This window comes from Brucella sp. GW823-FHT04E01 (assembly GCF_058796175.1).
Window position 1 is genome coordinate 348595 of sequence record NZ_JBXAIK010000001.1, and the last position, 14117, is coordinate 362711.

The window sequence follows — 14117 nt, forward strand, 5'->3', positions numbered from 1 at the left end:
GATCAGACAAGGAGAACATGGCGATGCGTTTCGATGGTAAGGTGGCAATCGTTACAGGTGGGGCAAGTGGCATCGGCGAAGCGACTGTTCGGGCTTTTGTTCGCGAGGGAGCGAATGTCGTTATCGCGGATTATTCAGAGCATGGCCAGCAACTGGCCAGCAAGCTTGCAAGCGGCACCGAACGGGCAATATTCGTCAAAACCGATGTAACCGATACGAAAGCCGTGCAGGCGTTGATTGCAAAAACCGTCGAAACTTATGGTCGCCTCGACATCATGTTCGCCAATGCAGGCATCGCCGCAGATGGCCCGATAGACGAGCTGGATGAAACTGCATGGCAGAAAACCATCGATATCAACCTTACCGGTGTCTATCTTTGCGATAAATACGCGATTGACCAGATGCGCTCACAGGGCGGCGGAGTGATCGTGAATTGCGGCTCCATTCACAGTCATGTCGGGAAATCAGGCGTCACCGCCTATGCGGCTACAAAGGGCGGCGTAAAACTTCTGACGCAGACACTTGCCATTGATTACGGTGCGCAAAACATCCGGGTGAATGCGGTTTGTCCCGGCTATATCGATACGCCGCTTCTCAAGGATATACCCGACGACAAGAAACAGGCTCTATTAGCCCTGCATCCTATAGGTCGTCTCGGTCGCGCCGAAGAAGTAGCCAGCGTCGTGCTTTTTCTGGCAAGCGACGAATCTTCCTTCGTCACGGGAGCATCCATACTGGTCGATGGCGGTTATACGGCGCAGTAAAAGCACATCCTGAAAAGTGTGAAACGGTTTTCAGATAAGATGTGCGTGAAAAGAAAAAATGAGAGCCCCGGAAAACCAGGGCTCTTCTCAGGTTAGTCCGTATATCTGATCGGCCCGCTTCTCAAACGCTTCGGAAAATTTTTTGAAAGCGAGATCGAACATCGTTCCCATGAGAAGACCGAGGGTACGGCTCTTGAACTCATAATCGATGAAAAATTCGACATCGCACTCACTTCCGTCTCCCACCGGCTTGAAGGTCCAGCGGTTGTCGAGATAGCGAAACGGCCCGTCGAGATATTTTACATCAATGACGTTTTCCTCGGGCTTCAGCAGCACCTGACTGGTGAATGTCTCACGGATAAGCTTGTAACCAACTGTCATGTCGGCAATGAGAAGAGCCTTACCGTCACGCTCCTTGCGGGAGCGAACAGACAAGGCCTCACACATTGGCAGAAACTGCGGATATTTCTCGACATCCGCAACGAGACCGAACATTTGCTCTGCCCGGTGATGTACCCGCCTGACGGTTGTAAACTGCGGCATTTCCTGTCTTAGGCCCGTGCAGCGATCTGCGCCTCACGCGCGGCTCTCAGCTTCGCGAAATCATCGCCAGCGTGATGCGATGAACGCGTCAGCGGACTGGATGCAACCAGCAGGAAGCCCTTCGTCCGACCAATCGTCTCGAACGACTTGAATTCGTCGGGTGTCACGAAGCGAATGACAGGATGATGCTTGCGGGTCGGCTGAAGATATTGGCCGATGGTCATAAAATCCACATCAGCCGAACGCAGATCGTCCATCAACTGAAGGATTTCGTTCCGCTCTTCGCCAAGACCGACCATGATACCGGACTTGGTGAAAATGGTTGGGTCCAGTTCCTTGACGCGCTGCAGCAGACGGATCGAATGGAAATAACGAGCGCCAGGACGAACCTTCAGATAACGCGACGGCACAGTTTCCAGATTGTGGTTGAACACGTCGGGACGGGCTTTCACCACGACTTCGAGAGCGCCTTCCTTGCGCAGGAAATCCGGTGTCAGGATTTCAATCGTGGTAGCAGGAGTAGCTTCGCGGATGGCCTGAATGACCTCAGCAAAATGCTGCGCACCACCATCGGCAAGATCGTCGCGATCCACCGATGTAATAACCACATGCGTCAAGCCCATCTGCTTGACGGCCTTGGCAACATTCTCGGGTTCGTTCGGATCGAGCGCAGTCGGGATACCGGTCGAGACGTTACAGAAAGCACAGGCACGCGTGCAGATCTCGCCCATGATCATGAAGGTCGCGTGCTTCTTTTCCCAGCACTCGCCGATGTTCGGGCAACCTGCCTCTTCGCAAACCGTGACCAGCTTGTTTGAGCGAACGATATCGCGCGTTTCGCTGTAGCCGCGTGAGACAGGAGCCTTGACACGAATCCAATCGGGCTTCTTCAGGACAACATTGTCCGGACGATGCGCCTTCTCTGGATGCCGCTCACGCTTGCCTTGGTTCACCAGATCGAGAACTGTAACCATGCTTTTTCCTGCCTATCCGAAGCATTTTCATGAATGGACCTGAAATGCTCCCAAATTCGGTTCGGTCCTAATCCCTGCCCTCAACCCTGTCAACTTGAGCGATTTGCTACTCATCGCCGCGCCGCCAGTCCAAGAGCCCGGAAAACTAATGCCCATATCAGGCCAAATACCAAGCCAGCAGTGCCGAGCGCCAATGTGAGCACCCAGACACCATACCAACCGGTTATGGCCACTCCGTTGACCGATATGGTGTTGCCGCCAAGAACACTCAAGGTGCCGGCTGCAAAGCCCAGCACCAGTCCTCCAACAGTACACCACTTAATGATCGGCCAGGCGGCACGCCGCCATGGCCCTCCGTTCTCGATCAGCGGAATGAGCGTCCCTCCGTATTATGCGTTCAGCACACGACCATACGCATCCAGAACGCTTTCCTTCATCATCTCGGAAAGGGTCGGGTGCGGGAAGACCGAATGCATCAGCTCTTCCTCAGTCGTTTCAAGGTTCATGGCGATCACGAAACCCTGGATGAGTTCAGTCACTTCCGCACCGACCATATGAGCACCAAGCAGCTGTCCCGTCTTCTTGTCGAAGATGGTCTTAACCAGTCCCTGATCTTCACCGAGCGCAATCGCCTTGCCATTTGCAGCAAACGAATAGCGACCAACGCGGATATCGTAGCCCTTTTCCTTGGCCTTTGCTTCGGTCAGACCAACGGAAGCGACCTGCGGGTTACAGTAGGTGCAGCCCGGAATCATGTTCTTTTCGAGCGGATGAACATTCGGAAGGCCTGCAATCTTCTCGATGCAGATAACGCCTTCATGCTCGGCCTTGTGTGCTAGCATTGGCGGACCGGCAACGTCGCCGATAGCATAGATGCCAGCAACGTTGGTCTTGCCATATCCATCAATGACGACGCATCCACGGTCTGTTTTCACACCGAGTGCTTCAAGGCCAAGATTTTCGATATTACCCTGAACGCCAACTGCCGAGATCATACGGTCCACGGTCAACGACTGCGTCTTGCCGTCCTTGGTCTCGATATGGGCAGTCACATTATTTGCACCCTTCTCGACCTTGGTAACCTTGGCATCGGTAATGATCTTCAGGCCACGCTTTTCAAGCTGTTTGCGCGCGAGTGTGGAAATCTCCGCATCTTCAACCGGCATGATCTGCGGCATCAATTCCACGACCGTCACGTCAACGCCCATGTCATTGTAGAAAGAGGCAAACTCGATACCAATCGCACCCGACCCCATAACCAGCATGGACTTCGGCAGTTCCTGCGGAACCATTGCTTCGAAATAGGTCCAGATCAGCTTGCCATCCGGCTCAATGCCCGGCAAAGAGCGCGGACGTGCGCCAGTGGCGACGATAACGTGCTTCGCCTTGTAGGTGCCCTCCCCCAAAACGCCCTTCGGAACAGGGTTCTGCGGTTGCATCGGCTGCTTTGACGACTTGCCGACCGAAATCTCAACCGGATTGTTGCCCGAAGCAGCCTTTACAAGCTTTGCCTCGCCCCAGATCACGTCGATCTTGTTCTTCTTCATCAGGAAGCCGACGCCGCCATTAAGACGTGCGGACACACCGCGCGACCGCTGTACCACAGCCGTCACATCAGGTGTGATCGTTCCTTCCAGCTTCAGACCGTAATCCTTGGCGTGTTCGCCAAAATGCAGGATTTCAGCCGAGCGCAAAAGCGCCTTGGTCGGAATACAGCCCCAGTTGAGGCAAATGCCACCCAAATGTTCACGCTCAACGATAGCCGTCTTCAGGCCAAGCTGCGCAGCGCGGATTGCGGTAACATAACCACCCGGGCCCGAGCCGATAACAATAACGTCGTAAATGTCGGCCATATTGTCCTGCCTTTGCTCAGTTCACTTCTCGGGTGAGCAGCACCCAGTCGTGTCTTTTGTCCTGCCCAATGCGTTCTATCGCTTCGAGCCGCTCAATTTCCTTGAAACCATGGGCGCCGTAAAGGGAAAGCGCCACATCGTTGTGGCTTTCGGTTATCAGGCTGATTGCCGGATTACCGTTCCGGTACGCCAGGTCGATCTCGTTGGCGACGAGTGCACGGCCAATACCTTTGCCGCGAAACTCCCGATAAACGCCAACACTATCTATAAAACGGTTGCCAATGACCTTGCGCTGCATCGCGATCAGCTGATCCGTAACCGGATGTTTTTCAGGCAGATCGTTGATACTTTCGTCCACAGTGAAGCCGATGGAAAGCCCAGCAATATCGTCGGCCCATTCGGCTATGGTCGCGCTCTGCCAGCCTTCGCTCCCGTCAGCGCGCATATATTGCCGACCGCGTTCCATGGCCGTTTCGGTTCGCCCGTCAAGAACGGCCCCGTACCAGAGCCATGACGCAAAACCGTGCGAAGAGATATCGACAAGAATGGCGATCTCTGCGGCTTCACGGCGTTCAGCCGGGCGTAGGTTCGGTTGTCCAGCCATTCAAAAACCTCAGGCGTCGAGTTCAGCAGAACGCGACGCCCTTGAAGTTGATCAATCAGACCAGCATACCCATCGGGTTTTCGATGTGACGCTTGAAGGCCTGTGCAAGTTCAGCAGCCAACGCGCCGTCGACGGCACGATGATCGGTTGAAAGGGTTACAGACATAACGGTCGCAACCTTGATTTCACCGTTCTTGACCACTGCACGCTGTTCACCTGCGCCGATTGCGAAAATGGTCGCATGCGGCGGATTGATGATCGCGGCAAAGTCCTTCACGCCAAACATGCCAAGGTTGGACACGGAGGTCGAACCGCCCTGATATTCTTCAGGCTTCAGCTTGCGATCACGCGCACGCTTGGCAAGGTCCTTCATCTCATTGGAGATAGCGGACAGCGTCTTCGAGTCCGACTGACGCACGATTGGTGTAATCAGACCGCCCGGAATGGAGACTGCAACGCCGACATCAGCACGCTTGTGCTTGACCATACCGCCTTCAGTCCAGGAGACATTGGCTTCAGGAATGTCACGCAGTGCAAGAGCAACAGCCTTGATCACCAGATCGTTGACAGAAAGCTTGTAGGCCGGAACCTCACCCTTTTCAGTCTTGATCATCGGCGCAGCTGCATTGATCTGCGAACGCAGAGCCAGAAGTGCATCCAGTTCGCAATCAATCGTCAGATAGAAATGCGGAACAGTCTGCTTCGATTCCACCAGACGGCGGGCAATGGTTTTGCGCATACCATCGTGAGGAACGATCTCGTAGGTGCCTTCCTCAAAGAGCTTGAGAACGGTTTCATCCGACATCGGCTTCGGTGCGGCAGCAGAGGCAGCTTCCGCCTTCGGCGCAGCAGCCTTGGCACCACCGGAAGCCAGAGCAGCTTCCACATCGCGCTGAACGACACGGCCGTGCGGACCGGTACCCTTCACAGCGGCGATATCGACACCGGATTCCTTGGCGATACGGCGTGCAAGCGGTGACGCAAACACGCGGTCACCCTTATTCGCAGCAGCAGGCTGCTCTGCCTTGGTTGGTGCAGGCACCGCTGCAGGAGCTGCGGCTGGCTTCGGCTCTTCCTTGGGAGCCTCGACCTTCGCTTCTGTCTTCGGAGCAGAAGCCGCGCCCTTTGCTGCAGCCGCCACGTCCTCGCCTTCTTCGGCGAGGATAGCGATCAGCGCATTGACCTTGACGCCTTCGGAGCCAGCGGGAACCACGAGCTTGGCAATCGTGCCCTCGTCCACAGCTTCCACTTCCATCGTGGCCTTGTCGGTCTCGATTTCAGCAATAACATCGCCAGGAGCGATCTTGTCGCCTTCCTTGACCAGCCATTTCGACAGGTTGCCTTCTTCCATCGTCGGAGAAAGCGCTGGCATGGTGATATTGATCGGCATGTCCAGACCCTTTCGTTACGCGGTATAGGTAACGGCTTTCACCGCTTCGACCACTTCGGCGACAGTCGGCAGCGCCAGCTTTTCCAGATTTGCCGCATAAGGCATCGGAACATCCTTACCAGCAATGGTCAGGATCGGCGCATCGAGATAATCGAAAGCCTGCTGCATGACGCGGGTGGCGATTTCCGTACCAACGGACGACTGCGGGAAACCTTCTTCCACAGTCACAAGTCGGCCAGTCTTCTTGACCGATTCGACTACAGTTGGAATATCCATCGGGCGGATCGTGCGCAGATCGATGATTTCAACATCGATACCCTGCTGGGCCAGCTCTTCAGCCGCCTTGACGGCGTAGGTCATGCCGATACCGAACGAAACAATGGTGGCGTCCTTGCCCTGCTTGTGAATGCGGGCCTTGCCAATCGGCAGCACGAAATCGTCAAGCTTTGGTACATCGAAATGATGACCGTACAGGATTTCGTTTTCGAGGAAGATCACTGGATTCGGATCGCGAATGGCAGCCTTCAGCAAGCCCTTGGCGTCGGCTGCCGTGTACGGCATGACGACCTTGAGACCCGGAATGTGGCTGTACCAGGCCGCATAGCATTGCGAGTGCTGGGCAGCAACACGCGCAGCCGCACCGGACGGACCACGGAAGACCATCGGAGCGCCCATCTGTCCGCCGGACATATAAAGCGTCTTGGCAGCAGAGTTCACGATCTGGTCGATTGCCTGCATGGCAAAGTTGAAGGTCATGAACTCAACGATCGGACGCAGACCTGCAAAAGCAGCCCCTACACCTACACCGGCGAAACCATGTTCGGTGATCGGGGTATCTACAACGCGCTTGGAACCGAATTCATCGAGAAGTCCCTGAGTTACCTTGTAAGCGCCTTGATATTCGGCAACTTCTTCACCCATAACGAAAACGCTCGGGTCGCGGCGCATTTCTTCGGCCATCGCATCACGAAGCGCTTCACGAACGGTCGTAGAAACCATTTCGGTGCCAGCCGGAATGTCCGGGTCGGACGCGACTTCGAGTGCTGGAGCCTTTGGAGCAGCCGGAACAGAATCAGTCTTCTTTTCTTCGGCTTTTGGCTCTTCCTTGGCTTCGCTCGATGGTGCCTCGGCTTTGGCGGCCGGAGCAGAACCGATATCGGAAGCGCTTTCACCGTCACCGAGAAGCACGGCAATCGGCGTATTGACCTTCACGCCTTCGGTGCCTTCATCGACAAGAATTTTGCCAATCGTGCCTTCATCGACAGCTTCGACTTCCATCGTCGCCTTGTCGGTTTCAATTTCGGCGATCACATCGCCGGACGTAACCTTGTCGCCTTCTTTCTTCAGCCATTTGGAGAGCTTGCCCTCTTCCATGGTTGGGGAAAGTGCGGGCATGAGAATTTCTACGGGCATGACAACACCTTCCTGGAATTAGAGCAGAATATCCGTGTAGAGCTCGGATGCATCCGGCTCCGGATCGTTTTGAGCGAAATCAGCAGAATCAGCGACAATGTCGCGGACATCCTTGTCGATTTCCTTCAGCTCTTCCTCGGTTGCCCAACCCTTGTCGATCAGACGCTGCTTGACCTGCTCGATCGGATCATGCTCGGAGCGCATCTTCTGCACTTCTTCCTTCGAGCGATACTTTGCCGGGTCCGACATGGAGTGACCGCGGTAACGGTAGGTCTGCATGTCGAGAATGATCGGCCCCTTGCCCGAACGCGTCCATTCCACGGCCAGATCCGCAGCAGCCTTGACCGCACGAACATCCATGCCATCCACCTGGATACCCGGAATATTGAAAGAGAGACCGCGCTTCGAGAAGTCCGTTTCTGCGGACGAGCGCGAAACCGAAGTGCCCATGGCGTAGCGGTTGTTCTCGATTATGTAGACTACCGGCAGCTTCCATAGCGATGCCATGTTGAAGCTTTCGTAGACCTGACCCTGATTGGAAGCGCCATCGCCGAAATAGGTCAGCGTTACATTGTCGTTGTCGCGATAGCGATTCGCGAATGCGAGGCCTGTGCCGAGCGAAACCTGCGCACCGACGATACCATGACCGCCGTAGAAGTTCTTCTCTTTGGAGAACATGTGCATGGAGCCGCCCTTGCCCTTGGAAAGGCCGCTGCGACGTCCGGTCAGTTCAGCCATCACGCCGCGCGCGCTCATGCCCGCTGCTAGCATATGACCATGATCGCGATAGGCGGTGATAACCTGATCACCTTCCTTCAGCGCCATCTGCATGCCGACCACCACGGCCTCCTGGCCGATATAAAGGTGGCAGAAACCACCAATGAAGCCCATGCCATAAAGCTGACCGGCTTTTTCTTCGAAACGCCGGATCAACAGCATTTCGCGATAAGCGTCCAGCTCCTGCTTCTTGTCGAAGTTCACAGGTGCAGGTGCCTTGGGTGCAGTCACAGAAGTCGCCTGCGTTTTGCTAGCAGGCGACTTTTTAGCCCTCGGTGCCATATCTCGCTCCCTAAATTGTCGTTCTATTGTGACGTTATACGGGCATATCACAAGATACAATATGCGCCCAGAGCATATCTGCTATGTCGCCAAGCCCTTAAAAACATATCACAAAAAGACAATTAACCGGATTTCAGTTAATTTGAACGGTCTTCCCTGGAGGTGATAATTGTCACTTCATCGGGATGGGAGAGATTAAGCGCTCTGCGTGCCTGCTCGTCAAGCATATCCTTCTCGATGGAACCGTCGCGCAAAAGCGTGACTCGTTTTTCGAGCGCGTTGCGATCTGCCGTCACTTGTTCGAGCTGCTTGGCCAGAAGACTTTTCTGCTCTTCCAGCTGGATACGGGAGTAGAGACCATATTCGCCGTGATAGGCGTGAAAGCCGAAGTAACTCAGAAATGCAGCCGTCAGAATGGGCAACACAAAACGCCCACGGATCGATTTACGCTTCTGCTTGGTCCACATTTCGGCTTCCTTCCCGGATATTCGGTGCCACTACGAATCCTGCGAAGGACATCAATCCGAATTCCACCATCAAGCATTATTTTGCTTAACAGAGATTTACCAAGAACCGATGTCAGGAGCAGTCGGGACTAGTTTTCGTAACAACTGGAAGAAGTGAACCTCGCGCAAACCATTCAAACCCGTCAGGAATCGAGAACGGCTCATCATAAAGACGAGCCGCTCATTCAGATTGATAAAATGTTTGACAGGATCAAACATCTACAATTGTGGAAAACCCGCCCATGATCATGCGCTTGCCGTCGAATGGCATCTGGTCACCCATCGCCTTCATACGCGGATCACTCATCATTTTGCTATTTGCAGCGTCGCGCGTTGCCTTGTCGGGATATTCGAACCAGGAGAAAACAACCTCCTCGTCGGCCTCGGCCTTAACCGCACGTCGAAAATCGGTGACCTTGCCATCCGGCACATCATCCCCCCATGCTTCGACCATACGCGTCACGCCAAACTCCTTGAATAATACAGCAGCTTCGGCGGCATGCTTGCGATAAAGTTCCTTGTTCGCCTTGGGGACGGCGACAACAAATCCTTCGATATAAGCCATTTTCTCTCTCCCGTTGTTAACTCCCCCACGGCTTCATCATCTGAATTCCAAGCCGCTGCCTCATCAGCTCAAACACCAATGCAATAACATTGATATCAATATAATTGCATCCGGTCAAATGCCGAGCATTGGAAGTCATATAGGGCGAAAACGAAAAAAGGCGGACCGAAGCCCGCCTTTATCAGTCTCAGAGAAAAATCAGAGGAACTTCAGTGCGCTGCGACCTGCATAGCGGGCCTGCTTGCCAAGTTCTTCCTCGATACGGATCAGCTGGTTGTACTTGGCCGTACGGTCCGAACGGGCCAGCGAGCCAGTCTTGATCTGACCACAGTTGGTAGCAACCGCGAGATCGGCAATCGTCGAATCCTCGGTTTCACCCGAACGATGCGACATGACGGCAGTATAGCCAGCCTTATGAGCCGTTTCGACCGCGTCGAGCGTTTCAGACAGCGATCCGATCTGGTTGACCTTGACGAGAATCGAGTTGGCAACGCCCATACGAATACCGTCACGGAGACGAGCGGAATTGGTGACGAACAGGTCGTCACCAACGAGTTGGCACTTGTCGCCAATAAGATCGGTCAGGTACTTCCAACCTTCCCAGTCGTCTTCAGCCATACCATCTTCGATAGTGACGATAGGATAGTCGCTGGCGAGCTTGGCGAGATACTTGGCCTGAGCCTTTGGATCGCGCGTCTTGCGTTCGCCTTCATAGACGTAATTACTGTCCTTGAAAAATTCGGTCGCAGCGCAGTCGAGGCCAAGAGCAATATCTTCACCCGGCTTGAAACCGGCCTTTTCGATCGATTCCATGATGAAATCGAGCGCAGCCTGGGCATTCTTCAGATTAGGAGCAAAGCCGCCTTCATCGCCAACATTGGTGTTGTGACCGGCATCCTTCAGACGCTTCTTGAGGGTATGGAAAACTTCCGAGCCATAACGAACAGCTTCACGAACGGACGAAGCCCCCACTGGCAGAATCATGAACTCCTGGAAATCAATCGGATTGTCAGCATGTGCACCGCCATTAATGATATTCATCATGGGGACCGGCAGAACATGGGCATTTGCCCCACCAACGTAGCGGTAAAGTGGGAGACCGGTTGCCTGGGCCGCAGCCTTGGCAACGGCAAGCGAAACGCCCAGAATAGCGTTGGCGCCGATGTTGCCCTTGTTGGCCGAGCCGTCAAGCTCGATCATCGTCTGGTCGATGAGCAGCTGGCTTTCCGCATCCATGCCCGCAATAGCGTCAAAAATCTTGCCATTGACAGCTTCGACGGCCTTTTCCACACCCTTGCCGAGATAGCGGCTGCCACCATCACGCAATTCTACAGCTTCATGCGCGCCAGTCGATGCGCCAGACGGAACCGCAGCACGTCCGAAAGAGCCGTCTTCAAGCACAACGTCCACTTCGACGGTCGGGTTGCCGCGGCTGTCGAGGATTTCGCGGCCGACGATGTCGATGATTGCAGTCATAGGAACCAGTCCTTCCCTATAGATTGCCCCGCCAGATGTGCGAGGCGCTTAACAAATCCGATGCGGCCATTTCTTAGCGCATAATCCTGAAACTTTGCAGACATTTCAGAAAAGATTATGCACCAGGCCAATTTTTAAGCCCTAACCGCAAAAAAAGCGGCGAGAATGGCTTAGCGAAACAAAAGGCGGAGGAAAATCCCCCGCCTTTTTAAATTCTCCGAGAACTGTTTAAAGCCCTTTCGCGATACGATCGAAAGCCATCAGCTTTTCGAGGAGCGCGGGCATTTTATCCACCGGCACCATGTTCGGGCCATCGGAAGGAGCATTGTCCGGATCCTGATGCGTTTCGATGAAGAGCCCGGCAACGCCAACGGCTACAGCTGCGCGTGCCAGCGTCTCAACGAATTCGCGCTGACCACCCGACGAACCACCTTGCCCGCCCGGCTGCTGTACGGAATGAGTCGCATCGAAGACTACTGGCGAACCGAGGCCTGCCATGATCGGCAAGGAACGCATATCGGAAACGAGCGTATTATAGCCAAACGAAACACCGCGTTCGGTCGCCAGCACATTCGGATTGCCACTTTCCGTAATCTTGGAAAGAACATTTTTCATGTCCCACGGCGCCAGAAACTGGCCCTTCTTGACATTCACGACACGTCCCGTCTTGGCGGCAGCAATCAGCAGATCGGTCTGGCGGCAGAGAAATGCCGGGATCTGCAGGACATCGACCACAGGAGCAACTGCGGCGCACTGCTCTTCAGTGTGGATATCCGTCAGCACCGGAAAGCCGAACTCCTTCTTGAGATCCGCAAAAACTTCCATTGCCTTTTCGAGGCCGATTCCACGCTCAGCCTTCAAGGATGTGCGATTGGCCTTGTCGAAGCTGGACTTGTAGACAAGACCGATGCCGAGCTTATCAGTCATCTCCTTGAGACGGCCTGCCATATCGAAAGCGTGTTCACGCGTTTCCATCTGGCACGGGCCCGCTATCAGGGCAAACGGCGCACTGTTTGAAAAAGTAACGTTTCCGATTTTTACGGATGAATTGGCAGTCGCCATGACGTGAACCTCGATATTGAATGCCTTGCAGGCACCTTATCTGGCGTAAAGGTGGGTCGAAAACAAGACCACGGCCTGAAAGCGGAAATGAAAACGCGCCCCGAAAGGCGCGTTAGATTTTCAGACCAGACGGCTCTGCTCGATTGCCGCTTCGATGAAGGAAGCAAACAGCGGATGCGGTTCGAACGGTCGAGACTTCAGTTCAGGGTGGTACTGAACGCCGATGAACCAAGGGTGGTCAGGATATTCGACTGTTTCCGGCAGAACACCATCCGGTGACATGCCTGCGAAGTTCAGTCCGGCAGATTCCAGACGTTCCTTGTAGTCGATATTGACTTCATAGCGATGACGATGGCGCTCGGAAATATCGGTCGATCCGTAGATTTCCGCAATCTTCGAGCCCGACTTCAACGCCGCTTCATATGCACCAAGGCGCATTGTACCGCCAAGATCACCAGCCGAAGCGCGCTTCTCGAGCATATTGCCCTTCAGCCACTCGGTCATGAGACCGACAACCGGCTCCTTGGTCGGACCGAACTCGGTCGAAGATGCGTTTTCGATACCAACGAGATTACGTGCTGCTTCAATGCAAGCCATTTGCATGCCAAAGCAGATACCGAAGTAAGGAACCTTGCGTTCACGAGCGAACTTCGCTGCAAGAATCTTGCCTTCCGCGCCACGTTCGCCGAAACCGCCCGGCACCAGAATGCCATGAACCTTTTCCAGATATGGGGCCGGATCTTCGCTTTCGAAGACTTCAGCCTCGATCCAGTCGAGATTGACTTTTACCTTGTTGGCAAGACCACCATGATAGAGCGCTTCGATCAGCGACTTATAGGCATCTTTAAGGCCGGTATATTTGCCGACGATGGCGATGGTCACTTCGCCTTCCGGATTGTGGAGGCGGTTGGAGACCTCTTCCCAGCGGTCCATACGGGGCTTCGGAGCCGGATCGATACCGAATGCCGACAGAACTTCCGAATCAAGGCCTTCCTTATGGTAGGCAATCGGCACATCGTAGATCGTTGCTACGTCGAGCGCCTGAATGACCGCGCTTTCGCGGACATTACAGAACAACGACAGCTTGCGACGTTCTGATTCCGGAATCTCGCGATCGGCGCGGACCAGAAGGATATCTGGAGCAATACCGATAGAGCGCAGCTCCTTGACCGAATGCTGGGTCGGCTTGGTCTTCAGTTCACCAGCTGCCGGAATATACGGCATCAAGGTCAGATGGATATAAACTGCCGTTCCGCGCGGCAGTTCATTGCCAAGCTGACGGATCGCTTCGAGGAACGGCATGGCTTCGATATCGCCAACCGTGCCGCCGATTTCGCAAAGAACGAAATCATAGTCTTCGTTGCCTTCAAGGACGAAGTTCTTGATCTCGTCGGTCACATGCGGAATGACCTGAACCGTCGCACCGAGATAATCGCCGCGGCGTTCCTTTTCGATGATGTTCCGATAGATGCGGCCGGTGGTGATGTTGTCCTGCTGGTTGGCAGGACGACCGGTGAACCGCTCGTAATGGCCCAGATCAAGGTCGGTTTCGGCACCATCGTCAGTGACGAACACCTCACCATGCTGGTAAGGCGACATCGTGCCGGGATCGACATTCAGATAAGGGTCGAGTTTACGGATACGCACGCGGTAACCACGTGCCTGAAGGAGTGCAGCCAGTGCTGCGGCAGCTATGCCTTTTCCAAGGGAAGAAACCACGCCGCCAGTGATGAATACATATCGCGCCATGGGCTTATCTCGTTAGACTTTCTTGATTGATTCCGCCACAAAAAAATGCACCCCGGCAGTGTTTTTTCACCGAAGCCAGGCGGTAATCGTCGTTGCACAAAGAAAAACCGGAGCCAGAAACCCCGGAGCGAATACGTCTGTACTCTCTAGCGCCCCTAT

13 protein-coding genes are annotated in these 14117 nt (G+C 54.4%); 1 reads left to right on the forward strand and 12 read right to left on the reverse strand.

Features of this window, described 5'->3' with window-relative positions; translation table 11 throughout:
• Positions 1-23 precede the first annotated feature (23 nt).
• On the forward strand, positions 24-764 hold the full coding sequence (locus AC1RHM_RS01815) for an SDR family NAD(P)-dependent oxidoreductase (RefSeq protein WP_010660014.1): 741 nt from the start codon (positions 24-26) through the stop codon (positions 762-764).
• Between the two features lie 87 nt (positions 765-851).
• On the opposite strand, the gene AC1RHM_RS01820 is transcribed toward AC1RHM_RS01815, so the two are convergent.
• From AC1RHM_RS01820 to pyrG, 12 genes are all read right to left on the reverse strand, one after another.
• Positions 852-1307: a type II toxin-antitoxin system RatA family toxin gene (locus tag AC1RHM_RS01820; protein WP_010660013.1), complete on the reverse strand. Its 456-nt coding sequence runs from the start codon at positions 1305-1307 to the stop codon at positions 852-854.
• Positions 1308-1315: 8 nt separating this feature from the next.
• Positions 1316-2281 carry a lipoyl synthase gene (gene lipA, locus AC1RHM_RS01825; RefSeq protein WP_010660012.1) on the reverse strand — a complete coding sequence of 322 codons (966 nt, stop codon included), beginning with the start codon at positions 2279-2281 and terminating at the stop codon, positions 1316-1318.
• A gap of 389 nt (positions 2282-2670) precedes the next feature.
• Complete coding sequence (gene lpdA, locus AC1RHM_RS01830) at positions 2671-4134, reverse strand: dihydrolipoyl dehydrogenase (protein WP_036578908.1); 1464 nt, start codon at positions 4132-4134, stop codon at positions 2671-2673.
• Between the two features lie 16 nt (positions 4135-4150).
• Positions 4151-4738, reverse strand: coding sequence for a GNAT family N-acetyltransferase (locus tag AC1RHM_RS01835; RefSeq protein ID WP_010660009.1), 588 nt, complete (start codon positions 4736-4738; stop codon positions 4151-4153).
• A 55-nt stretch (positions 4739-4793) separates the two neighbouring features.
• Positions 4794-6128 (reverse strand): pyruvate dehydrogenase complex dihydrolipoamide acetyltransferase, encoded by a 1335-nt coding sequence (locus tag AC1RHM_RS01840; RefSeq protein WP_010660008.1) that lies wholly within the window; start codon positions 6126-6128, stop codon positions 4794-4796.
• A gap of 15 nt (positions 6129-6143) precedes the next feature.
• Complete coding sequence (locus tag AC1RHM_RS01845) at positions 6144-7541, reverse strand: pyruvate dehydrogenase complex E1 component subunit beta (RefSeq protein WP_010660007.1); 1398 nt, start codon at positions 7539-7541, stop codon at positions 6144-6146.
• Positions 7542-7559: 18 nt separating this feature from the next.
• A complete protein-coding gene (gene pdhA / locus AC1RHM_RS01850) occupies positions 7560-8600 on the reverse strand; it encodes a pyruvate dehydrogenase (acetyl-transferring) E1 component subunit alpha (RefSeq protein ID WP_010660006.1) in 1041 nt (346 codons plus the stop codon).
• Positions 8601-8737: 137 nt separating this feature from the next.
• Positions 8738-9067: an FtsB family cell division protein gene (locus tag AC1RHM_RS01855; protein ID WP_010660005.1), complete on the reverse strand. Its 330-nt coding sequence runs from the start codon at positions 9065-9067 to the stop codon at positions 8738-8740.
• A gap of 250 nt (positions 9068-9317) precedes the next feature.
• Entirely contained in the window at positions 9318-9671 is a 354-nt protein-coding gene (locus tag AC1RHM_RS01860) for a DUF1428 domain-containing protein (RefSeq protein ID WP_010660004.1), read from the reverse strand.
• 198 nt (positions 9672-9869) lie between these two features.
• A complete protein-coding gene (eno, locus tag AC1RHM_RS01865) occupies positions 9870-11147 on the reverse strand; it encodes a phosphopyruvate hydratase (protein ID WP_010660003.1) in 1278 nt (425 codons plus the stop codon).
• Between the two features lie 228 nt (positions 11148-11375).
• Positions 11376-12209 (reverse strand): 3-deoxy-8-phosphooctulonate synthase, encoded by an 834-nt coding sequence (gene kdsA / locus AC1RHM_RS01870; RefSeq protein ID WP_010660002.1) that lies wholly within the window; start codon positions 12207-12209, stop codon positions 11376-11378.
• 120 nt (positions 12210-12329) lie between these two features.
• A complete protein-coding gene (gene pyrG, locus AC1RHM_RS01875) occupies positions 12330-13958 on the reverse strand; it encodes a CTP synthase (protein ID WP_010660001.1) in 1629 nt (542 codons plus the stop codon).
• Positions 13959-14117 lie beyond the last annotated feature (159 nt).

Excerpts from the sequence above, each read along its gene's own strand:
- lipA (WP_010660012.1), bottom strand. The coding sequence starts at position 2,281 with ATGGTTACAGTTCTCGATCTGGTGAACCAAGGCAAGCGTGAGCGGCAT.
- AC1RHM_RS01855 (WP_010660005.1), bottom strand. The coding sequence starts at position 9,067 with ATGTGGACCAAGCAGAAGCGTAAATCGATCCGTGGGCGTTTTGTGTTG.
- AC1RHM_RS01820 (WP_010660013.1), bottom strand. The coding sequence starts at position 1,307 with ATGCCGCAGTTTACAACCGTCAGGCGGGTACATCACCGGGCAGAGCAA.
- eno (WP_010660003.1), bottom strand. The coding sequence starts at position 11,147 with ATGACTGCAATCATCGACATCGTCGGCCGCGAAATCCTCGACAGCCGC.
- AC1RHM_RS01845 (WP_010660007.1), bottom strand. The coding sequence starts at position 7,541 with ATGCCCGTAGAAATTCTCATGCCCGCACTTTCCCCAACCATGGAAGAG.
- AC1RHM_RS01835 (WP_010660009.1), bottom strand. The coding sequence starts at position 4,738 with ATGGCTGGACAACCGAACCTACGCCCGGCTGAACGCCGTGAAGCCGCA.
- AC1RHM_RS01860 (WP_010660004.1), bottom strand. The coding sequence starts at position 9,671 with ATGGCTTATATCGAAGGATTTGTTGTCGCCGTCCCCAAGGCGAACAAG.
- lpdA (WP_036578908.1), bottom strand. The coding sequence starts at position 4,134 with ATGGCCGACATTTACGACGTTATTGTTATCGGCTCGGGCCCGGGTGGT.
- kdsA (WP_010660002.1), bottom strand. The coding sequence starts at position 12,209 with ATGGCGACTGCCAATTCATCCGTAAAAATCGGAAACGTTACTTTTTCA.
- AC1RHM_RS01815 (WP_010660014.1), top strand. The coding sequence starts at position 24 with ATGCGTTTCGATGGTAAGGTGGCAATCGTTACAGGTGGGGCAAGTGGC.
- pdhA (WP_010660006.1), bottom strand. The coding sequence starts at position 8,600 with ATGGCACCGAGGGCTAAAAAGTCGCCTGCTAGCAAAACGCAGGCGACT.
- pyrG (WP_010660001.1), bottom strand. The coding sequence starts at position 13,958 with ATGGCGCGATATGTATTCATCACTGGCGGCGTGGTTTCTTCCCTTGGA.
- AC1RHM_RS01840 (WP_010660008.1), bottom strand. The coding sequence starts at position 6,128 with ATGCCGATCAATATCACCATGCCAGCGCTTTCTCCGACGATGGAAGAA.